This window comes from Winogradskyella aurantia (assembly GCF_002266855.1).
GTDB classification, from domain to species: Bacteria; Bacteroidota; Bacteroidia; order Flavobacteriales; family Flavobacteriaceae; genus Winogradskyella; species Winogradskyella aurantia.
Genome location: NZ_NGJN01000002.1, coordinates 154,932 through 176,723, shown reverse-complemented (window position 1 = coordinate 176,723; position 21,792 = coordinate 154,932). Strand labels below are relative to the sequence as shown.

18 protein-coding genes are annotated in these 21,792 nt (G+C 38.4%); 13 read left to right on the top strand and 5 right to left on the bottom strand.

Annotated features, from left to right (window positions below):
• Positions 1 to 2: 2 nt before the first annotated feature.
• Together CA834_RS04185 and CA834_RS04180 are read left to right on the top strand one after the other, a co-directional pair.
• Positions 3 to 839 carry a DUF6671 family protein gene (locus CA834_RS04185; RefSeq protein WP_094967422.1) on the top strand — a complete coding sequence of 279 codons (837 nt, stop codon included), beginning with the start codon at positions 3 to 5 and terminating at the stop codon, positions 837 to 839.
• Positions 840 to 895: 56 nt separating this feature from the next.
• Entirely contained in the window at positions 896 to 2,290 is a 1,395-nt protein-coding gene (locus CA834_RS04180) for a short-chain fatty acid transporter (RefSeq protein ID WP_094967421.1), read from the top strand.
• Positions 2,291 to 2,600: 310 nt separating this feature from the next.
• Here the strand turns inward: CA834_RS04180 and CA834_RS04175 are convergent, their stop codons facing one another.
• Positions 2,601 to 3,815 (bottom strand): peroxiredoxin family protein, encoded by a 1,215-nt coding sequence (locus CA834_RS04175; protein ID WP_094967420.1) that lies wholly within the window; start codon positions 3,813 to 3,815, stop codon positions 2,601 to 2,603.
• A 118-nt stretch (positions 3,816 to 3,933) separates the two neighbouring features.
• Between CA834_RS04175 and pheT the strand changes: the two genes are divergently transcribed.
• From pheT to ribB, 7 genes are all read left to right on the top strand, one after another.
• Positions 3,934 to 6,360: a phenylalanine--tRNA ligase subunit beta gene (gene pheT, locus CA834_RS04170; protein WP_094967419.1), complete on the top strand. Its 2,427-nt coding sequence runs from the start codon at positions 3,934 to 3,936 to the stop codon at positions 6,358 to 6,360.
• Between the two features lie 137 nt (positions 6,361 to 6,497).
• Positions 6,498 to 6,998, top strand: a complete 501-nt coding sequence (tpx, locus tag CA834_RS04165; RefSeq protein WP_094967418.1) for a thiol peroxidase — start codon at positions 6,498 to 6,500, stop codon at positions 6,996 to 6,998.
• Positions 6,999 to 7,004: 6 nt separating this feature from the next.
• Entirely contained in the window at positions 7,005 to 7,373 is a 369-nt protein-coding gene (locus CA834_RS04160; RefSeq protein ID WP_094967417.1) for a diacylglycerol kinase, read from the top strand.
• A gap of 132 nt (positions 7,374 to 7,505) precedes the next feature.
• Entirely contained in the window at positions 7,506 to 9,929 is a 2,424-nt protein-coding gene (locus CA834_RS04155; protein WP_094967416.1) for an FtsK/SpoIIIE family DNA translocase, read from the top strand.
• Positions 9,930 to 9,948: 19 nt separating this feature from the next.
• Positions 9,949 to 10,590, top strand: a complete 642-nt coding sequence (locus tag CA834_RS04150; protein ID WP_094967415.1) for a LolA family protein — start codon at positions 9,949 to 9,951, stop codon at positions 10,588 to 10,590.
• A gap of 17 nt (positions 10,591 to 10,607) precedes the next feature.
• A complete protein-coding gene (locus CA834_RS04145; protein ID WP_094967414.1) occupies positions 10,608 to 12,629 on the top strand; it encodes an LptF/LptG family permease in 2,022 nt (673 codons plus the stop codon).
• A 29-nt stretch (positions 12,630 to 12,658) separates the two neighbouring features.
• The gene (gene ribB, locus CA834_RS04140) at positions 12,659 to 13,807 is read left to right on the top strand and encodes a 3,4-dihydroxy-2-butanone-4-phosphate synthase (RefSeq protein WP_094967413.1); all 1,149 of its coding nucleotides are present in this window, start codon (positions 12,659 to 12,661) and stop codon (positions 13,805 to 13,807) included.
• On the opposite strand, the gene CA834_RS04135 is transcribed toward ribB, so the two are convergent.
• The 4 genes from CA834_RS04135 to CA834_RS04120 form a co-directional block, all read right to left on the bottom strand.
• Positions 13,804 to 15,357 carry a family 16 glycosylhydrolase gene (locus tag CA834_RS04135; protein ID WP_094967412.1) on the bottom strand — a complete coding sequence of 518 codons (1,554 nt, stop codon included), beginning with the start codon at positions 15,355 to 15,357 and terminating at the stop codon, positions 13,804 to 13,806. The genes ribB and CA834_RS04135 overlap by 4 nt on opposite strands.
• A gap of 89 nt (positions 15,358 to 15,446) precedes the next feature.
• Positions 15,447 to 16,640 (bottom strand): DegT/DnrJ/EryC1/StrS family aminotransferase, encoded by a 1,194-nt coding sequence (locus tag CA834_RS04130; protein WP_094967411.1) that lies wholly within the window; start codon positions 16,638 to 16,640, stop codon positions 15,447 to 15,449.
• A 75-nt stretch (positions 16,641 to 16,715) separates the two neighbouring features.
• A complete protein-coding gene (locus CA834_RS04125) occupies positions 16,716 to 17,345 on the bottom strand; it encodes an NAD(P)H-dependent oxidoreductase (RefSeq protein WP_094967410.1) in 630 nt (209 codons plus the stop codon).
• Positions 17,346 to 17,548: 203 nt separating this feature from the next.
• The gene (locus CA834_RS04120; RefSeq protein ID WP_094967409.1) at positions 17,549 to 18,232 is read right to left on the bottom strand and encodes a sll1863 family stress response protein; all 684 of its coding nucleotides are present in this window, start codon (positions 18,230 to 18,232) and stop codon (positions 17,549 to 17,551) included.
• Between the two features lie 326 nt (positions 18,233 to 18,558).
• Here CA834_RS04120 and CA834_RS04115 point away from each other — a divergent pair, with 326 nt between their 5' ends.
• Genes CA834_RS04115 through pta form a run of 4 tightly spaced genes read left to right on the top strand, consistent with a single transcriptional unit; the run spans position 18,559 to position 21,785 of the window.
• Positions 18,559 to 19,017 (top strand): hypothetical protein, encoded by a 459-nt coding sequence (locus CA834_RS04115; protein ID WP_094967408.1) that lies wholly within the window; start codon positions 18,559 to 18,561, stop codon positions 19,015 to 19,017.
• A 42-nt stretch (positions 19,018 to 19,059) separates the two neighbouring features.
• The gene (locus CA834_RS04110; RefSeq protein WP_094967407.1) at positions 19,060 to 19,272 is read left to right on the top strand and encodes a hypothetical protein; all 213 of its coding nucleotides are present in this window, start codon (positions 19,060 to 19,062) and stop codon (positions 19,270 to 19,272) included.
• A gap of 23 nt (positions 19,273 to 19,295) precedes the next feature.
• On the top strand, positions 19,296 to 19,661 hold the full coding sequence (locus tag CA834_RS04105; RefSeq protein WP_094967406.1) for an arsenate reductase family protein: 366 nt from the start codon (positions 19,296 to 19,298) through the stop codon (positions 19,659 to 19,661).
• A 15-nt stretch (positions 19,662 to 19,676) separates the two neighbouring features.
• Positions 19,677 to 21,785: a phosphate acetyltransferase gene (gene pta / locus CA834_RS04100; RefSeq protein ID WP_094967405.1), complete on the top strand. Its 2,109-nt coding sequence runs from the start codon at positions 19,677 to 19,679 to the stop codon at positions 21,783 to 21,785.
• The last annotated feature ends 7 nt before the right edge of the window (positions 21,786 to 21,792 follow it).

The window sequence follows — 21,792 nt, the reverse complement described above, 5'->3', positions numbered from 1 at the left end:
CAATGTTTAAAGACCGACGGCTAATTATTGCTACAAAACATCATAAGGAACACGTTATAGCACCGCTTTTAGAACAAGAACTTGGGGTGAAATGTTTTATTGACGAGACTTTTGACACCGATACACTCGGGACGTTTTCTGGTGAGGTGCAACGGGAGCAAGACCCTTTAAGTACGGCACGACTCAAGTGCCTAAAAGCCATGGAATGTAACAATTGCGATTTAGGTGTGGCGAGCGAAGGTTCTTTTGGCCCTCACCCTTCCCTATTCTTCGCTAGTGCGGATGATGAGTTTCTCATTTTTATTGATAAGAAAAACGACCTTGAAATTGTGGTTAGGGAACTAAGTACAGAGACCAATTTCAACGGTAAGGCTATATCAAGTGAAAACGAACTCATGGCATTCGCTGACTTGATTAAGTTTCCGTCGCACGCCCTTATTCTAAAACCATCAAAGGAAAATATAGAGGATATGGTTAAAGGGATAACCGATTTTCAGGATTTAAAAACAGCTTTTCAAGATATCATCGAAAAGCACGGTGAAATCTACGCCGAAACAGATATGCGTGCCATGTTCAACCCTAGTCGAATGGCAGTTATTGAAGCTGCAGCAAAAAAGCTTGTAGCTAAAATTAAGTCGTCATGTCCAAAATGTAAAACACCAGGATTTGGTGTTACGGACACAAAAACAGGTTTGCCCTGTGATTTATGCGGCATGCCCACAGCATCAATTAAGGCTTTGGTATACCAGTGTAAAAAATGTGCCTATACCCTAGAAAAAGCACCACCACATGGAAAAACCACAGAGGATCCGACCTATTGTGATTTCTGTAACCCCTAATGTGATAACTCATATTACTGCAAAACACTTATATTCGTTTCCTATAAGTTTTAACCATGCTCAACAAACTAGGCCAAAAATTTACGGACGGTTTTATCAAATACATGCCAAGTGCTTATGTGTTTGCCTTACTGCTCACAATTTTAATGGCCGTACTCGCCCTTATTTTTACGGAGAGCACCCCTTTAACCATTTTAGAAGGTTGGTACGATGGCTTCTGGAGCCTGCTTTCCTTTGGTATGCAAATAGTGCTTATTATAATAACCGCATACTGCATCGCACAATCCGCCTTATTGGAAAAGGGCATAGACAAACTCTCTAAGCTAGTACAATCGCCAAGCCAGGTCTATATCATCGTTGTAATTGCAGGTGGTCTTTTTTCTATGGTCAGTTTTGGCATGATTGTAATGACCGCTATTCTGGCTAGGGAATTAGCGAGTCGTGTGAAAGGAATCAACTATCCGTTTTTGATTGCTTGTGTATATTTTTCTGGAGGTTCTTGGGTCTGTGGCTTGTCGAGCTCCATTCCCTTATTGTTGAATACTGAGAATAATTTTTTGATTGAAAGTGGCGTCCTTGAGAGCACCATATCTACAGGGTACAGCTTAGGGTCCTTGCTCAATTTATTTATATTCTTGATGTATATACTAATTGGCCCGCTCATAATACTATTGGTTGCCCCAAAACAATTTAAGGGTAAAGAGTTAAAGGATTTACTGGATACAGGAGCAGGAAGCGAGCAAACTATTAAAGCCGAAGCCCAATCGTACCAACTACCATTTAGAGCCGTATCTGACCTCTTAAATAATGCGGGTTGGTTACAAATCGCTGTGGGACTTCTTGGCGTCATTTACATTGTGCACCACTTCATAACCAAAGGGTTTGACCTTAATTTTAATATTATCATTTTTATATTCTTGGTATTGGGCATGCTACTGCATGTAACGCCCCTGAGATTTAGCATCGCCATGAAACGCGCATCGAGCAATATTTCGGGCATCTTATTTCAATACCCTTTTTATGCAGGAATAATGGGTATTATGTTGGCTTCGGGTTTAGGTGCTGAAATCAGCAAACTATTGGTATCTATTGCTACTACGGATTCCTATCCGTTTATTTCATTTATTACTGGCGCCGTTGTCAATTTTGCCATACCTTCTGCAGGTGGTGAATTTGCCGTGGTTGGTCCTAGCATCATTAAAATGGTGGAAGTCTTAGGCGCGGGTTTGTCTCAGACGGAAGTTACAGCCATGACCGCAAGGGCCTCGATGTCCATTGCCTATGGTGAAAGCTTGAGCAACTTATTACAACCCTTTTTCCTTTTGATGGTATTTCCTGTAATGGGTAAAGGCATAAAAATACAAGCACGCGATGTAGTTGGGTACCTCTTTATCCCCTTTGTGGTGTTCTTTATTATTGAGGCCATATTGTTAACCTACGTACCACTGTAATGTTGATAATTTTCAACAGCTTAGCCGATGGCAAAGGTAATTTTTCGCTCAAAAATAACGTATTTCACCTGACGTAAAACATGAGTCATTGAAATAGTCTCATATTATAAGTTGGATGTAATTTAAAACTAGTTGTGAATCACAGCAAAATATCAACCAGCTTTTGAGGTTGTTTTTAAAAATGCTTTAAATCAGTCTTTTTTGAATATTACTAGAGTAAATAATAAAAAGTAACTGCATCCGACAATGCCTAAATGAAAATGAGCTACGTCACACTTTTTTCAACCCACATTTTAGCCGTCCAAGGTAATCACTCCTCTAACAACTGCTCCACAAAGCCTTCAAACTCCGCTTTAAATTCCAGATACTTGTCGCCTGTGGCTGGTCCGTTAAAGCCGGTATGGATTTTACGCACCTTACCTTGCTTGTCTATAAAAATACTGGTAGGATAGGACAGCACATGGTTTAGCATCGGCAGTTTTTTTTGGGCTTCGTCCTTATCCGTGCCACCGTACTGGGCCAATAAAATCGGATACTCTATCTGCAATTTATTTTGTAAGCGCGCTATACGGTCAAAGGCCTTAGCTTTAGTTTTGGCGTATTCAAATGCAAGGGCCACCATTTCAAAATCCTTATCTTTATTAGCCCTGTAAAACTCAGTGTAATACTTACTTTCGTCCAAGCAGTTTGGACACCAAGTTCCCATAATCTGCACCACCACTACCTTGTCCTTAAAGCGCTCGTCACTTAAAGACAACATTTGTCCTTCGGCATTTGGGAAGCTAAACGCAAAGGTATCGTAGCCTTCCTTTAAATAAGTTAGCGTATCGGTATTGGGTAGCTCAAAGTCAGCATTTCGCTTGGCTGTAAAGGGCTCCTTAAAATGGTTCCCCGAGTAAAACATACCTTCCAAAGTAGAATCTTTCACCTGAGCAACAAATAAAAAGGCATGCGAACCATCAAAGGCAGATAATTTTAAGCTATCACCATCCATGACACCTTCTAAAAACCGATAATCGCCAGTGGTGGTTCTAAAGGTACCCGTTACCTTTCCGTTGTCTTGCTTAAAAATACCTTTGGCGACATAAGTATCTTCCGCTATTCCTGGACTAAACACGGTTTCCCAAACGCCAGACACGTCTTGTTTTGGTTCTGCATTAGCTTTAAAACGCTCTTCTTGGTTAAACTCCGCTTCAAAGTCCACTACAAGATCACGACTTTCTTTTATAAACTGCCCTTTAAGGTTATCGCCTTCAAACACGGCTGCAAAATAACCTTCAAATACAGGTGTGGTAATAAGCACCGAATCGTTACGGTAGGTAATTTCGTCGACCTCAATCACTTCCTCCGCATTATAAATCTTAAGCCGCTTCGGGGCTTCCACTTTAAAAATAAAGGGCAGCTCATAGCCATCCTGAGTGTGAAGCGAAGCCCTGTAGATTCCAGACTTTAATTGGTGTTCTGTAGTGCTCTCTTGGCACTTGGTGAGCATTATAAAGGCGAGAAGGGCTAATAATCTAGTCATATACATCATAATTCAAAGGTCGAAATAACAACAAATCCCTTACATAAAAAAGCTATTTTCAAATTTCGTGGCATCTTGGGAATTGCTATCTTTGGGCACTTAAAATAGGTTTAGGGTCATGAAGATTTCATACAACTGGTTGAAGCAGTTTATAAAGATAAATTGGGATGCTGAGAAAACAGGTAAACTACTCACTGATTTAGGTTTAGAAATAGAAGGTATAGAACGGTTTGAATCCGTTCAGGGAAGTCTTGAAGGTATCGTTGTTGGAGAAGTACTGACCTGTATACAACACCCTAATGCCGATCGTTTAAAACTAACCACCGTCAACATTGGCGAAGATGCCCCTTTACAGATTGTTTGTGGTGCACCTAATGTGGCGGTTGGCCAAAAAGTTCCAGTGGCTACCATCGGTACAACTTTATATACCCCAGAGGGTGAAGCCTGGACCATCAAAAAAGGAAAGATTCGTGGCGAAGAGAGTCACGGTATGATATGTGCCGAGGATGAGCTTGGCCTTGGGGAGTCTCATGATGGCATTATGGTGTTAGATCCTAAAATTAAAGTGGGTACACTCGCCTCAGTCATTTTTAATGTTGAGACTGACGAGGTCTTTGAAATTGGACTCACCCCAAACCGTGCCGACGCCATGAGCCATTACGGTGTGGCAAGAGATCTCAAAGCCGGACTGTTACAACAAGAAATTCCTTTAGAGTTAATAACGCCTTCGGTGAGCTCTTACCATGTAGATGCGAGGTCTTTAAAGATCGATGTTGATGTGCAGGACAACGCGAAGTGTCCCCGTTATTGTGGTGTTACCATTTCTGGCGTTAAAGTAGAGGCCTCACCTACTTGGTTACAAAACCGATTAAGAGCTATTGGCCTTTCACCTATTAATAACATCGTTGACATTACCAACTACGTGCTTCATGAACTAGGTCAACCCCTTCATGCCTTTGATGCACATAAAATCAAAGGGAATAAGGTGGTTGTAAGAACCTGTGATACAGACACTCCCTTTACCACTTTAGATGGGGTGAAACGCAAATTACACAAGGATGATTTAATGATTTGTGATGCCGAAAAGCCCATGTGTATTGCAGGGGTTTTTGGTGGGATAGACTCCGGTGTAACAGAAAGCACCTCTAATATTTTCTTGGAGAGCGCTTACTTCAACCCTATTAACATCCGCAAAACAGCAAAGCGTCATGGCTTGAACACAGATGCTTCCTTTAGGTTTGAGCGTGGCATAGACCCCAATATTACTGAATACGCCTTAAAACGCGCAGCCCTTATGATTACTGATATTGCCGGAGGTGAAATTACCAGTGATATCACGGATACCTATCCAAAAAAAATCAAGGATTTTGAAGTGAGATTGAGCTTTGAAAATGCCGCTAAACTCATAGGTGAGGAAATTCCACCAGAAACCATAAAAAGTATATTGGCCTCTTTGGAAATTAAAGTAAACAATGTCACTGAAGCCGGACTGGGACTTACGGTACCCGCCTATCGAAATGATGTGCAGCGCGAAGCGGACATTATTGAAGAAATACTAAGGGTTTATGGCTACAACAATGTAGGCACTACAGAAAAATTAAATGCCTCTATATCCAATTCAACACGTTTTGAGGATTTTAAGCTTCAAAATGTCATTGGAAATCAATTAGCCGCCCAAGGCTTTTTTGAGATTATGGCAAACTCCTTAACGACGCCAGATTATGCGACATTAACTGAGCAACTTAAATCAGAATATCATGTTGAAATGCTCAACCCCTTGAGCAACGATCTTGGGGTGATGCGCCAATCTATGCTATTTTCTGGCCTAGAGGCTGTTGCGCATAACATCAACAGAAGACGAAGCGATTTAAAGTTGTTTGAGTTTGGCAAGACCTACCATCAATTTAACAAGGAACGCGAAGAACATAAGCATCTCTCCCTGTTCGTTACTGGAAATAAATCCGAAGAACGCTGGACGACTAACACACAAACTAGTGACTTCTTCTTTTTAAAGGGAAGCATCGAAGCTATACTTGAACGACTCGGTTTAGACCAATTAAAAACAGCACCTGTCAAGGCAGATATCTTTAGTGAGGGTCTCAGTTTTTCAATGGGCAAGACCCATCTGGTCGATTTTGGTTTAGTCAGGAAATCTATCTTAAAACATTTCGGTATCTCACAACCTGTTTTGTACGGAGATTTTAATTGGGACAACGTCCTTAATTTGGTTAAGCATAAGAGCATTACATTTAAAGCCATATCAAAATATCCAGAAGTGCGCCGAGACTTCGCTCTTTTATTAGATAAGAATGTGCGCTTTGAGGACATCTACAGTATCGCTAAGCAAACTGAAAGGCAGTTGCTTAAAAATGTGAACTTATTCGATGTCTATGAGGGTAAGAACCTACCTGAAGGTAAAAAGAGTTATGCGGTGAGTTTTACGCTTCAAGATGAAAACAAAACATTGACCGATAAGCAAATAGATAAAATTATGTCTAAACTGCAATCCAATTTTCAATCTCAATTGGGTGCTGAATTGCGTTAGATGCTCTATAATAAATCAATCTATTTTGAGACTCTACACCAGAGGCTGGTTTTACATACAAAACATTATCATTTTCTTTACAGTAAAGGATATAATAATCCTTAATTTTAACCAAATTAATTAAAACAACATAAGATATGGCACATATAACATTGGGCGGAACACCTGTAGAAACCGTAGGAACATTACCAAAAATAGGATCAAAAGCTCCAGATTTTAAGCTTACAGCAATTGACTTAAGCACTAAGACCATGGCTGATTTCGCTGGTCATAATTTAATATTGAATATCTTTCCAAGCGTCAATACAGGAGTTTGCGCAACTTCAGTAAGAAAATTTAATGAGAAAGCCTCTAAACTCGATAATACCAAGGTACTTTGCATCTCTAGAGACTTACCTTTTGCACAAGATCAATTCTGCGCAGCAGAAGGTTTAGAAAATGTAGTAATGTTGTCTGACTTTAAAACAGGGAAATTTGGTGACACCTACGGCGTAACCTTTTCTTCCGGAGGATTTGAAGGCTTACATTCCAGAAGTATCGTGGTACTAAACGATAAAGGTGAAGTCATCTATACCGAACAGGTTGGCGAAACCGGTGACGAGCCAGATTACGGGGCTGCTCTTGCAAGTTTAGAGTAATACTTAATGCAGAAGAAAGAATCTTTTATTAGCAATAGGCTTAAAAGCGTTGGCTATGCTTTTAATGGTATGTTTATATTAATACAAACGGAAGCGAGCATTAAGATACAGCTTGTTATTGCTGTCTTTATAACCATGGCTGGTTTTTATTTTAATATTTCCACAACGGAATGGATGATACAAATTGGAATGATTGGCTTAGTCATGAGTATTGAGGGTATCAATACGGCTATTGAATATTTATCCGACTTTGTACATCCGGAGAATGACCAAAAAATAGGACTCATAAAAGATGTAGCTGCTGGAGCTGTTTTTATAGCCTCTATTGTCGCGGTAATTGTGGCTGGAATTATTTACTTACCAAAGATGCTTTAAATACCAAACCGTTAGGATTACCGTTACATATTTGTATTTTTGTTTAACGCGAATTTAGTACCAGAAATTGGTTTAAATTTTCGCTACAAAATGGGAGCTGTATATTACATGTTGCAGTCAGTATATTAGAGCATGGCTAAAAGAAGTACCAAGAAAAAATCTTCGACTAAAACTAAATCGAAAGTCCAGCGTAAAAAGTGGTCTTTTAAGCTATCAAACCAGCAGAAGCTTGTTTTTGGTAGCTTATTGATTATTCTAGGCATTCTTATGTTTATCTCGTTCCTATCCTTCATTTATACCGGAAAGGAAGACCAAAGTGTACTGAGCAACTTCCCAGAACGCTCGAGCGCTTATAATAACTGGGCCAGTCAATTAGGTGCCTGGTTAAGTGAGTTTTTCATCACTAAGGGGTTTGGAATTCCGTCCTTTATATTTGCCGGGCTGGTTTTCCTTTCAGGTGTCTATATAACGCTGAACCTTAAAAAGTCAAAACTCAGAAAACATTGGGTTTGGGGTACTTTAATGGTTATATGGTTATCCATATTACTGGGCTTTTTTACCCATAAATATGATATTCTGGGTGGGACCATAGGTTATGAAATGAACCATTTCTTTCAAGATTATATTGGAAAAATTGGCACTGCCCTTCTTTTATTATTTGGTCTTATCGTCTATTTAGCCATTCGTTTTAAACTAACGGGTGAGACCTTCGTAAACTTATTTAAAAGATTTAAACGGAACGTTAAACAAGATTTTGACCCTTCCGGTCAGTCCAGTGAAAGTGCGTCCGTGGTAGTAGATAATAGTTTTACGGATGAAGCAGACGCCATAAAGTCTGCCTTTGAAATTCCAATAGACCACAAGGCACCGACCATATCAAAGCACTCAGATCCTAAGCAAAACACAACACCGTCTAAGGATAAAACAAAACAAGAGTCCCATATCACTACAACTGAGTCGCCAGAACTACAGGTTGAGATAAAACCCACTGAAAACGAGGAATTCTCTGAAACGGATGCACTAGCTAATAAATTGGTTGAGGACTTTGGACAGTTCGACCCCACCTTGGAGTTGAGTAATTATCAGTTTCCGCCTTTGGACTTACTGAAAAAATACGATAACGAAGGTATTTCAATCGATCAGGAAGAGTTAGAGGAAAACAAAAATAAAATTGTTGATACCCTCAACAACTATAAAATAGGCATTAGCAGTATCAAGGCCACCATTGGACCCACGGTAACCCTTTACGAAATAGTGCCGGACGCTGGTATCAGGATTTCAAAAATAAAGAACCTAGAGGACGATATTGCGCTATCCCTCGCCGCTTTAGGTATCCGGATTATCGCGCCAATCCCTGGTAAAGGCACTATTGGAATTGAAGTGCCTAACAAAAAAGCCACTATTGTTTCCATGCGGTCGGTGATTGCCTCCCAAAAATTTCAAAATTCCAAAATGCAATTGCCAATTGCCTTTGGTAAAACCATAAGTAATGAGACTTTTGTGGTAGATTTGGCTAAAATGCCACACTTGCTCATGGCCGGTGCTACAGGTCAAGGTAAGTCTGTAGGACTTAATGCCGTACTGACCTCATTATTATATAAAAAACATCCCGCCGAAGTTAAATTTGTACTGGTAGACCCCAAAAAAGTAGAGCTCACCTTATTCAATAAAATTGAACGTCACTATTTGGCCAAACTACCGGATAGCGAGGACGCCATCATTACAGATAACACCAAGGTTATCAATACCTTAAATTCACTCTGTATTGAAATGGACAATCGCTATGAAATGCTCAAAAACGCATTTTGTAGAAATATCGCAGAGTATAATGCTAAGTTCAAAGCCCGCAAACTAAATCCCAATGATGGGCACGCCTTTTTACCTTACATTGTTTTGGTGGTCGATGAGTTTGCCGATTTAATAATGACAGCCGGTAAGGAGGTGGAAACACCAATAGCCAGACTTGCGCAGTTGGCTAGAGCCATAGGCATTCATTTAATTATTGCAACACAGCGCCCTTCAGTTAATGTTATTACAGGAATTATTAAAGCCAACTTCCCTGCTAGGATTGCCTTTAGGGTTACCAGTAAAATTGATTCACGTACTATTTTAGATGGGTCTGGCGCCGATCAACTTATTGGTCGTGGTGATATGCTATACACACAGGGTAACGACTTAATTCGCCTGCAGTGCGCTTTCGTGGATACTCCCGAAGTGGAACGCATCACTGAATTTATTGGATCGCAAAAAGCCTATCCAGAAGCCCATGTGCTGCCTGAATATGTAGGCGAAGAAGGTGGCACAAATCTTGATGTTGATATTGAGGATAGAGATAAGTTATTTAAGGACGCTGCAGAAGTCATAGTAACAGCACAACAAGGATCAGCCTCCTTATTGCAGCGCAAATTAAAACTAGGCTACAATAGAGCTGGACGTATTATAGATCAGTTGGAAGCTGCAGGCATTGTGGGCCCTTTTGAAGGTAGTAAGGCGAGACAGGTCTTGGTTCCTGATTTAGTCGCTCTAGAACAATTATTGGAAAACGAACAAAACTAACATAACAGATAGCGTTAAAATGAAAAAAGTACTTTTAATAGTGATTTTAACCCTGGGCTTCATAGGGTTTTCTCAAAGTGATGCCGAAGCCAAAACATTACTTAATGAAGTAAGCGCCAAAATCAAAGGGTATAAAAACATAAGTCTCGATTTTAAATATGAACTGAACAATCTCAGTGAAAATATTAATCAAGAGACACGAGGAGATGTGGTTATTGAAGGTGAAAAATATAAACTAAATATCTTGGGTGTAACCAGAATATTTGATGGAAAAACGTTGTACACCATAAGTCCAGAAGACGAGGAAGTGACCATATCATCTGAAAACACTGAAGATGAGGGTACTATAACTCCGAGTAAAATGCTGTCCTTTTATGAAGACGGCTACACCTATAAAATGGATATAATCCAAAACGTCAAAGGCAGAAAGATTCAGTATGTAAAATTGAATCCGATGGATACCAATTCAGAGATTAAACATGTATTGCTAGGAATAGATGCTACAACTAAACATATCTACAATTTAATAGAAGTTGGTAAAAACGGCACAAAAACCACGCTTACCGTTAATTCTTTTAAAACTGATGAACCTATCTCAAAAACCTTATTTACATTTGATGAAAGCAAGTACAGTGATTATTTTATCAATAAAATCGATTAGGGCCTAACACACATATCGTGAAAATATTAGATAGGTACATTCTTATCACCTTCGTCAAGACCTTTTTCAGTGTCTTCGTTATATTCATGTTCATCTTTGTATTACAAGGTGTTTGGCTTTATATTGCTGAATTGGCAGGTAAGGATTTAGATGTCTCGGTTACCGCTAAGTTCATTATTTACTACATGCCCAAGTTAATTCCTTTGGTCGTGCCCTTAACCGTTCTCTTATCCTCCATAATGGTATTTGGAAACTTTGCTGAAAACTATGAGTTCGCCGCGATGAAATCTACCGGCATCTCCCTACAGCGTGCCATGCGAAGTCTTATTGTATTTATCCTAGCCTTAGGTGTTGCCTGTTTCTTCTTTGCTAACAATGTTATTCCTTGGGGGGAATATAATTTCTATAACCTAAGGCGTAATATTGCCAAAAAGAAACCAGCCTTAGCCATCGCTGAGGATCAGTTCAATGAAATTGGAAACATTAATATTAAGGTCGATGAAAAAACCGGTGATCGCGGTCAATTTTTAGAAGGTATTGTCATCCATGAAAAATCATCTGTAAGACGAGGAAATTACAAGGTCATTATTGCTGAAAAAGGTGAACTGAAGACCAGTCCAACTTCGAACGTCCTGCAGTTAGAACTTATCAACGGCAATTACTATGAGGAAATCATAGGTAAGGATAGAAAAAAGGATTTATACAAACCACATGCCAAAAGTAATTTTGAGACTTATACCTTAAACGTGGATTTGGAGATATTGAATTCTGATGATTTAGAAGACAAAAAATTTACCGATAGGTACAATATGTTAAACGTTAATCAGTTACGGTACACCATAGATAGCTTGGAAACGAGTGAGGTCAGTAGTTTAAAGGGGTTTTCTAAAACCTTGTACAACAGAAGTACCTTTGATGCTTTAGATGACAATCTAAATACGATTGAAAAGGACACCACGGTTAAAAAAGATACAACAGATATAATGGATAGTGCGGCTGACAAGATTCCTATCCTCGATAATTTTGGGACGAACGATAAGGCCAAAATCTTGAATCTTGCCCTAAATTCTTCAAACAGCACCTTACAGATTATTGATTCTAACCAGCGTAATTTTGAAACAAAGGCCATTTGGCTAAACAAGCATGTGATTGTTCTTCACGATAAATTTGTCCTTGCCTTTGCATGTGTGATCTTATTTTTTGTTGGCGCTCCACTCGGTGCTTTAATTAGAAAGGGAGGCCTTGGGCTACCAATGGTTATAGCTATTGTTCTCTTCCTAACCTACCATTTCTTCGGTATTTTTGCTAAAAATAGTGCGGAAAAAGGCAGTTTTAGTCCAATTATTGGTTCTTGGTTAGCTACTGCGGTGATGTTTCCATTGAGTATTTACCTCACCCATCGTGCTACCAATGACAGAGGCGTATTTCAATTTGATGCTCTTATTGTGCCGCTCAAACGCATTTTCAGCCCAAAAAATAAATTACAGCTATCTGAAAGTGAAACCAAAAGTTTTAATTACTATAAGAAATATTCCATACAAGAACTGGTTCAAGTTATTAAAGGGCAAGGCCAATACGATTTAGATAAAAAACCTAAAGAAATTGCCCTACATAACCTCTTGCATAGAAATATAAGTTTAGAGAATTTACGCAAAGAGGGACTCACTATACCAGATATGCTCCTTAAGGCGAAAACCTTATACAAAGATTATAAGGATTATTCAAAGACCAGCTTGGTCAGTTATAGCAGCGGTATTATATTACTTGTTTTTCATTTTATCTTTAAGAATAATAAGCTACCTGAAATAGCTAACGCTTCCTTAAATCTCAGTATTATAGCCTTTGTTTTCTTCGGTATTTATGTCATTGTTGATGCTGTTGTCTATTCAAGATTTTACAAGGTTGTTAATTTAAAGGGCAAGAGCACAAATCCTTTAGTCTTAGTACTTACACTTCCCCTATATCCTTTAAAATATCTAGTGCTTAGGAATAAGATTGATCAGGATTTCTACTACAGTTGTTCTCAAAATATAAAATAGGCTATCTTTGCAGTAATAAAAAATGAGCTATGACAAGCAATACCGTGAATTCTAAAATACAGCTGAATACTATTGAAGAAGCCATAGAAGACATCAGGAATGGTAAGGTCATTATTGTAGTTGATGATGAGAACCGTGAAAATGAAGGCGATTTTTTAGCTGCAGCGGAAATGGTTACGCCAGAGATGATAAATTTTATGGCAACACATGGTAGAGGGCTCATTTGTGCACCATTAACAGAACACCGCTGTGAGGAACTCGACCTGAATATGATGGTTAGAAATAACACCGACCCTATGGAGACGGCATTTACAGTCTCTGTTGACTTAAGGGGGAATGGCGTTAGCACAGGTATTTCTGCAAGCGATAGGGCAAAAACAGTTCAAGCATTGGTCAATAAAGAGACTAAGGCTTTTGAATTGGCACGACCAGGGCATATTTTTCCGTTGGTTGCTAAAGAAGGTGGCGTATTGCGACGTACGGGCCATACTGAAGCTGCCATAGATTTCGCGCGACTCGCTGGCTTTGAGCCCGCTGGAGTTATCGTAGAGATAATGAATGCAGATGGTACTATGGCAAGGCTGCCACAACTTGTTGAAGTCGCAAGGAAATTCAATTTAAAAATCGTGTCTATAGAAGACCTTGTTGCCTATCGTATGGAATTTGATTCCTTAATTGATAAACAAGAGGATTTCAACATTGAAACACGCTTTGGGAAATTTAGATTGAGGGCTTATTTACAGACTACAAATAATCAAATCCATATTGCACTTACCAAAGGCACATGGACTTCTGACGAACCTGTACTTACAAGGGTAAATGCTACTTTGGTTAATAACGATATCCTTGGGACCTTGACCAACAATGTAGACCAGAAATTAGATGACATGTTTAACGTCATTAATAAGGAAGGTAAAGGCGCCATTATTTTTATTAACCAACAAGCAGAATCCATGAATTTATTGGTTCGACTTAAAATCTTAAAAGAGGCCCAGATTGAAGGCGAATTAGTCAAAGCACCAAGAATAGGAATGGATGCCAAGGACTTTGGTATTGGTGCCCAGATACTCCACGATTTAAAAATCAGTAAGCTCAAATTAATTTCTAACAGTCTTCAAACCAAACGCGTTGGTATGATTGGTTATGGCCTGGAAATTGTCGATTATATCAATTACTAATTGATTACGATTTTCTTCGTTGCAACCTGTTGTTCCGCTCTTATTTTTAGGTAATAAATACCTTTGTCAAAATCGCCGACCCCAACTTGATGCACATTGCCATCTCGTTCTAAAATGACTTGACCAAGATTGTTGTACAGTGCTACACCATCAATAACTTTATTGGTTTTAATATTAAATAAATCATTGGTCGGATTAGGATAGATGTTAAATTGAGATTCAAAAACATCATCTAAACCTAGACCGGAATTTTGGTAAACTCTAACATAGTCGATAACCATACTACTCTGTGTAAAATTTGGGTCAATCATACCGGCTGTACCGCCCATGGCAATATTGAGCAGTATATATTGGTCTAAATCAAACGGCCACGTGGCATCGTTTTTAACTGAAGGGTTATAGGTATAATACCCTACACCATCAATTAAAAAAGTGATTTGGTCAGGTGACCAGTTTAGGGAATACACATGAAAATTATTGGCCACATCTGCTAAAGGTTGAGTAGCTGAATTTACCGTGGCCCCAAAACTTGATGGGGTATGTACTGCAGCACTCACTTCATTTAACGAATGTAAACCGTGCTCCATAATATCTATTTCTCCACAAGCAGGCCAAGGCGTTGTACCGAAACCTTGATTTTCCCAGTAAGCACCGTCCTCACTAATATTTTTACCTAAAGTCCATATAGCGGGCCACGTACCATCACCAAAAGGTAATCTTGCTCTCACATCTACCCTGCCATACGTAAAGGCAAATTTAGAATTTAATCTAGCTGAGGTATATTGTTTAGTTTCCCCTTGATCTGTAAAACTTTCCTTAATTGCAACAATATTTAAAAATCCATTATTTACAAATGAATTTTCTATACGATTGGTATAATGCTGCTCTTCCTGATTGAACCAAGCACCACCAGCGGGTAACTGCGTCTGATGGAACCAATTATCTGGATTGACCGCCCCATCGGTTTCAAACTCATCAGCCCAGACCAAATCTGTATATATGACGTCTAATTCGTTAGGATCTACCGCTTCAGATCCACCGGCAATGTCATCAATGTAATAGGTCCCTGAGGCTACAACCCCAGGATCAATAAAAATGGTCAGCCTCGAATAATTTCCTGTTGCAGAAACTGTATTATTTGTACCACTTATGGTGGCATTGGCAAAGTCGAAGATTAAATCGTTAGCCCAACCCGTACCAGAAGTGCTCACTAAAACCTCGACATCTGGACCTGTACCATTTTCAAGTTTTAGAAGAATGTCATGCGGACTTGCATCTGTCTGATAAAAGGACAGCGTCAATTCCTGAATATCACTAACACTTACTGGTTGAGACAAATCGATGAAAAAACCTTCCCATAAAGTGCCATTATTAGAAAATTGACCTACCTCATTTGAGCTATCCGTGGGATCTAAAGCAGTTGAGAAAGAACTACCTCCAAAAGGGATAAATGTATCGTTAGAGTCTGAAAAATCTAATGGCATTTCCTGTGCTGAAACAGTGCCTAAACAAAAAATAAAGAGTATAACCTTAGTGTAAAGTTCTTTCATATAAAGCAATTTTTACACAAAATAAGCATAGAAAAAGATATTACCTAATTTCTAGGCTAAATAATACTAAACCACAACGTTACGGAAAGCTATAGGTATTTTTTAATGCAATGCACCATTTTAGTTGCACGGTCTCTCACCTCGCTGTCAGTCCATGACAATTTGATTAGACACGACAAGTTTCGGGCAATGACATCGTCAGACTGCAGAAAGGTTTTGGTTTTTAAGTAGCTCAGCCCTTCTTTGACGTCTTTAGAAATTGGAAATAAGGATTTTAGTTCTTTAAGATGCTCCCATTTACGGATATAATGCCAACTATTATCGTAGTAATGGAAACATGCATCAATTCCATTTAACTTAAACTCATCTGATACCTTGCGTGCAATATCAAGATTGGGTAGAAAGAAATTTAGAAAGGCATAACTCTCCTCACCGCCTTCAGGAACCCTCCTAAAGGTAACTTCTGGAATTTCGGCTAAAGCCTCCCTTAAAATGAAATAATTCTTTTTTTGAATAGCAATAAATTCTGGCAAACGCTTAACCTGTGCTAATCCAACAGCGGCGTTCAATTCTGAGATTCTAAAATTATATCCTAAAAACGGATGCGACTCTGCTCCCCTATCCTTACCTACATGATCATGTCCGTGATCGCTGTAGTGATCCGCATTTAAGTAGTAATTCTTATTATTTGTAATTACGGCTCCTCCCTCACCACAGGTAATGGTTTTTACAAAATCAAATGAGAAACAACCTACATCAGCAATACTGCCTAATGCCTGTCCTTTGTAGGTACCACCTATAGCCTGACAGGCATCTTCTACAAAAATTAAGTTATGTGTATCGCAAATGGCCTTTAACTCATCCATATGACCCATACTACCGCACATTTGCACTACCATAACCGCCTTAGTTTTTGAAGAAATAGCTGCTTCAACGGCTTTAGGGTCAAGTGTCAGGGTTTCATCTATATCCACTAAAACAGGTATGGCACCAAGCATCATAATCGCTTCAAAACTCGCCACAAATGTAAACGTTGGCATAATTACCTCATCACCCGCACCAACACCGGCTGAGGCTAATGCTACTGAAACGGCAGCAGTACCGCTAGACACCAATTGTACATGATTAACATTGAAGGTTTTTGCCAATTCAGACTCAAGTGATTTTGCTTTCCAGTGCCCTTTGCGCATCCCATCAAAACCATAACGCATTAAGACGCCATTATCTAAGACATCGTTTACTTCGTTTCGTTCTAAGTCACTAAAAAGTTCAAATCCTGGCATAAAAAATCAACTAAAATGTATCAATAGGGTTACGAGCAAATATAAGGCTTTAGGTGTTTTCTTGAATAAAAGCACCTACAATTCTACAATCGTTTTAGACAATGGTTGCCTTACTTTTTTGAACTTTGCAAACTGGTCATCTTCTGCTCTATATCCTACAGGTAATAACAGCACGGATTTTAATCCCAATTTGTCCAAGCCTAAAACAGTATCTAAGCGTTCTGGAATAAAACCCTCCATAGGGCAACTGTCTATGCCTTCAACAGCGCAAACGGTCATTAAATTTCCTAAAGCAATATACGCTTGTCTTGTGGCCCAATCTGTTTTTTTAGATTCCGGCATACTAGTAATTGTAGATTTTAATTGTTTCTTAAACGGTTCTAAAACAGGCTCTGGTGTATGTCTAATAGACTTTACCGTTTCAAAATGGGTTTCCACATCATCTTCATTGATATCGGACTGAATACACAACACCAACAAATGGGATGCATCAACCACCTGTTTTTGCCCATAAGCCACCTCAACCAGGTTTTGGCGTGTCTCCCTATCACTAATAATAACCATTTTCAAGGTCTGAAGACCATAAGACAAGGCCGTAAGGTTAAAGGCTTCCTTTAAAACAGAAAGTTCCGAAGAACCAAGGTTTTTAGAGGTGTCGAATTTTTTAGTAGCATACCGCCACTGCAGGTGTTCAATAATAGACATAGCTTCTTTTTTTTACAAAAGTAAAGAATATTATAGTTAAAAATTACCAAAACCAATAGCATATGCGGGGACAAGGCCTAGAGTCAAAAAATCATATATAAAAAAATGTATTTGATTCACCAAGGCAAAGGATAGAACTATTATCCTTTTTTGGAAAACCAAATACATTTGTAATTTAATTCCCGAATAAACTTCTCTTAATATTAAGACTCAGTTTCTGCAGCCATTTCTTTTTGAAATGCTTTTAAACTTTTATCCAAAGCGGTTTTTAGCTGCTTTATTTCGCGTTCTAACGCATCTTCCTTTTGTTCAGTAGATCGATTTAACGCTTCTATTTTTTCCTGTAATTTTTCTCTTTGCTTGTCTAATTCAGCCTTCTTATTCTTGAACTTTTCTTGAAGCTCGTCATTTAGCTCATTATATGCATTGCTGACATTTTGCATCTCTTCATCAATTTCCTCATTCAAATTACGCCATTGTTCTGCTGCATAATCTTTTGAAACATCTACAACTTCCCTTACTTCTTCCTTCACGTCTTCAGCGGTGGTCTTTTTCTCCTTGTCGGACGACCCACAAGAAGCGACTAGAAGTAAAATAATTACCATTGAAAATAAGGTTTTAATTTTATTAAATCCCTCTTTAAACGAGTCAGAGGCCGATGAAAAGGCTTGTTTTACCTCAACCCATTTCTCGTCGGATGCATTTTCTAAATCCTTATATTTTTTCTCGAGGTCTACCCTTTTTGCTTTTAAATCTGTCAAAGACTCTTCATATTTTGATTTTACGTCGTCCTTAAGAGATGCTTGTTTAGCTTTTAATTCGTTAATTTTCGCAGATACCTCATCTATCATTTGGCTCGCTTTTGCTTTATACTCTTTCTTGTTCATTATATAAAATTTTAATTATTATTCCTTCTTGTAAAGCTTTATAGATTTCGCTCCCATTGCACTGTGTGATCATGCCTAGCCCGAGAATGATTTTAATACGTAAACCGATTTCGTTGCATTTACTACTTATAAATCTATAGAACAGGTTTATTTTGAATGGCAGCCATCCTCGTGGGTTGTGAAACTAAATACTATTTAGGTCTCACACAATGATGCTGATCAGTTTCTATTTTATTGATACTGATTTATATCATTCCTTTTTAGCGAAGGCATCCTTACTTTTATAAAACTAATTTTCAACATAAACTATCTAAAAAAATTCAAAAATGAATGATTTGAGGTACAGACCGAAAAATAACTTCATTCAAACGGCCAATTGGCAAGAGCTATTCACTCTTACAGAACATTGGAAATCTGATTTATTGTTTTATAAAGACGATTTAAGATTTCTTCATAAGCTTATTGACAACTATTTTATGTATGTCTCAAAAAAAGAAAATATTGACTCGGTCCTAGACATTGAAGTCAACTTGCTTAAAGTCGACAAGCAATGTGCATCATTATTAAAAAATACAAACGAACATTTACATTACATTACAGAGTTTATAGATAACCCTTTTGCAGGCCATTCCGCTCAATTTAGGACCGACCACGAAAATCTTGAAGAAGCGTTTACCGAATTTGTAAAAGATTTTAGAAAAAATAGAAAAGACGTGTTTGGAATTACAGAACATATTATAAATGTTGAAGAATTGGTGCGTCGACTTAATATTATTTCAACATAGTTGATAAAAGGACATGATTTTAAATCTCTAACCTTATAAGCAATGAAAGATCTACATAAATTACTCAAAGACATCACGCAACTTACCACCTATATTGAGAGCAATTATCCTGAGCTTTATCGTTTACTGGACGAAAATACGATGACCTTGCCCGTAGCCCAACACCCTCATGTCGATAAAGTTGTAATGCGAGAGTATTTGGAAAGTTTAGAGCAATTACTTAAACATCATTTAGAGACACATAGTAATAAATAATAGGTGAATTTTTAAAAGTTATTATGGGTGAAATAGCCACATCAAACAGTCAAATCACATTGTTCTATAACGCAAAATCTGATAGAGCAAAACAAACACTAGCTTATGCAAAAGCAGAGGGATTGCCTATTCATGAGATAGACATCTTAAAGACAGAACTTACCGGAACCCAAATCGTGGAACTCGCTGAAAGGTTGCATTTAAAGGTGAAAGATCTTGTCAACCAAAACCACCCGTCTTACCAATCACGCTTTGAACATCATGATTTTTCTACAAACGATTGGATAAAAATGATTCAAAACAATCCAGAAATTATGAAACAACCTATAGCTTTACGCGGAGAAATTACTATTTTGGTTGAAACACCAACAGATATTATTAAAATATAGATTCGCACTAAGCCTATGGCAAAAAAAGTAACCAACAAAGGCATTTACATAGCCACAACTGAACCTAACAGTGGAAAGTCCATTGTCTCTTTAGGATTGATGCAATTGCTCTTGGGCAAGGCAGCTAAATTGGGTTATTTCAGACCTATCATTGACGATTTCGGTCATGGTGGAATAGATAATCACATCAATACCATTATAACGTACTTTAACTTAGACCTTAAATTTGAAGAGGCTTATGCTTTTAAACGAAGCGATGTTATTAAGAAGAAAAATGAGGACAAGGACGATGAAATCATTAGCAAGATTATAGAAAAATACAAAGCTGTTGAAGAGCGCTTTGATTTTGTTTTGGTAGAGGGTACGAGTTTTTCAGGTGAAGGCTCTATTATAGAGTTTGACATTAATGTTCAAATTGCTAAAAACTTAGGTATCCCAGCCATAGTTTTAGCTAGTGGTCTAGGTAAAACCTTAGAAGAGCTTATAGGTAATTTGCAAATTGCCTTTGACGCATTCAAAGATAAAGGCGTTCAAGTATTGTCGGTGATTGCAAATAAAGTTGACGCAAAAAACCAAGCCTCAATAGTTTCTGAATTAGAAACATACTTTCCAACAGGTGTTATTGTAAATGCAATTCCTTTAGATCCTATTTTGTCGAATCCGTCCATTAAGGAAATAGTCGATGTCTTAGATGCCAAAATTCTTTTTGGCGCCTCTTATATAAATAACCAAGCTGGGTATTTTAGTGTTGGCGCTATGCAGCTTCATAACTACTTAATGCATATTAAAGAGCATGGTCTGGTCATTACACCTGGAGATAGAGCTGATATTATTCTAGGTGCCCTGCAAGCCCATATTTCAGATAATTACCCCTCCTTATCCGGTATCGTACTTACAGGAGGGCTCATACCTGAGGACTCCATCATTAAACTTATTGAAGGGCTCTCTGATATTGTCCCAATAATTTCCGTAAAAGGCGGCACTTTCTCGGTCGCTAATGCTATCGGAACCATTAAATCACAAATTTATGCCGAGAACACACAAAAGATAATGACATCTATTACAAATTTTGAAAAGTATGTAAAGGTGGATGAACTTGAAGAACGCCTTATCACTTTCAAAACGGATAGAATTACGCCTAGAATGTTTCAGTATAATTTATTGAAAAACGCAAAATCAAACAAAAAGCATATTGTTCTTCCTGAAGGATTAGATGAACGCATCCTTAAGGCTACAAAACAGCTGATTGATTTAGGTGCCGTAGAAATTACCTTACTTGGAGATAAAGCACAAATAGAGGAGAAAATAGGGGCACTCGATATTGCTTTGGATGTCACTAAGATTAACATCATCAATCCTATTGAATCTATTCTTTTTGAAGATTATGCCAAAACACTTTACGAGCTTCGAAAACATAAAAATGTCAACCTGGCCATGGCTAAGGATTTAATGGCAGATGTATCCTATTTTGGAACCATGATGGTCTATAAGGGTGATGCAGATGGCATGGTATCTGGAGCCATACACACGACGCAGCACACCATCCGTCCAGCACTTCAGTTTATCAAGACCAAACCTGAAGCCTCTATAGTATCATCCGTGTTTTTTATGTGTTTAGAAGATCGTGTTTCTGTGTATGGCGACTGTGCTATAAACCCAAATCCTACAGCGGAGCAGCTTGCCGAGATTGCTATTTCATCGGCCGCTACTAGTTTAGCTTTTGGGATTAATCCAAAAATTGCAATGCTGTCCTATTCCTCAGGTACTTCAGGGGTAGGAAAAGATGTGGAACGCGTCAGGACCGCAACAGAATTAGTTAAAACGAAAAGACCCGATTTAACCGTGGAAGGACCCATTCAATATGATGCGGCCGTAGATAATAAAGTAGGTAAGGCAAAGCTTCCAAATTCCCAAGTGGCAGGACAAGCTAATGTCTTTATTTTTCCGGACCTCAATACAGGAAACAATACCTATAAAGCCGTACAGCGAGAAACCAAGGCCTTAGCCATTGGTCCGATAATCCAAGGTTTAAATAAACCGGTTAATGATTTAAGTCGCGGCTGTAACATAGACGATATTTTTAACACAGTCATTGTAACTGCTATTCAGGCCCAAAGTATTTAAACAGTAT

Coding starts and splice junctions, on each gene's coding strand:
- tpx (WP_094967418.1), top strand. CDS start 6,498: ATGGCACATATAACATTGGGCGGAACACCTGTAGAAACCGTAGGAACA.
- ribB (WP_094967413.1), top strand. CDS start 12,659: ATGACAAGCAATACCGTGAATTCTAAAATACAGCTGAATACTATTGAA.
- CA834_RS04160 (WP_094967417.1), top strand. CDS start 7,005: ATGCAGAAGAAAGAATCTTTTATTAGCAATAGGCTTAAAAGCGTTGGC.
- CA834_RS04125 (WP_094967410.1), bottom strand. CDS start 17,345: ATGTCTATTATTGAACACCTGCAGTGGCGGTATGCTACTAAAAAATTC.
- pta (WP_094967405.1), top strand. CDS start 19,677: ATGGCAAAAAAAGTAACCAACAAAGGCATTTACATAGCCACAACTGAA.
- CA834_RS04115 (WP_094967408.1), top strand. CDS start 18,559: ATGAATGATTTGAGGTACAGACCGAAAAATAACTTCATTCAAACGGCC.
- CA834_RS04105 (WP_094967406.1), top strand. CDS start 19,296: ATGGGTGAAATAGCCACATCAAACAGTCAAATCACATTGTTCTATAAC.
- CA834_RS04175 (WP_094967420.1), bottom strand. CDS start 3,815: ATGACTAGATTATTAGCCCTTCTCGCCTTTATAATGCTCACCAAGTGC.
- CA834_RS04155 (WP_094967416.1), top strand. CDS start 7,506: ATGGCTAAAAGAAGTACCAAGAAAAAATCTTCGACTAAAACTAAATCG.
- CA834_RS04180 (WP_094967421.1), top strand. CDS start 896: ATGCTCAACAAACTAGGCCAAAAATTTACGGACGGTTTTATCAAATAC.
- CA834_RS04110 (WP_094967407.1), top strand. CDS start 19,060: ATGAAAGATCTACATAAATTACTCAAAGACATCACGCAACTTACCACC.
- CA834_RS04130 (WP_094967411.1), bottom strand. CDS start 16,640: ATGCCAGGATTTGAACTTTTTAGTGACTTAGAACGAAACGAAGTAAAC.
- pheT (WP_094967419.1), top strand. CDS start 3,934: ATGAAGATTTCATACAACTGGTTGAAGCAGTTTATAAAGATAAATTGG.
- CA834_RS04120 (WP_094967409.1), bottom strand. CDS start 18,232: ATGAACAAGAAAGAGTATAAAGCAAAAGCGAGCCAAATGATAGATGAG.
- CA834_RS04150 (WP_094967415.1), top strand. CDS start 9,949: ATGAAAAAAGTACTTTTAATAGTGATTTTAACCCTGGGCTTCATAGGG.
- CA834_RS04185 (WP_094967422.1), top strand. CDS start 3: ATGTTTAAAGACCGACGGCTAATTATTGCTACAAAACATCATAAGGAA.
- CA834_RS04135 (WP_094967412.1), bottom strand. CDS start 15,357: ATGAAAGAACTTTACACTAAGGTTATACTCTTTATTTTTTGTTTAGGC.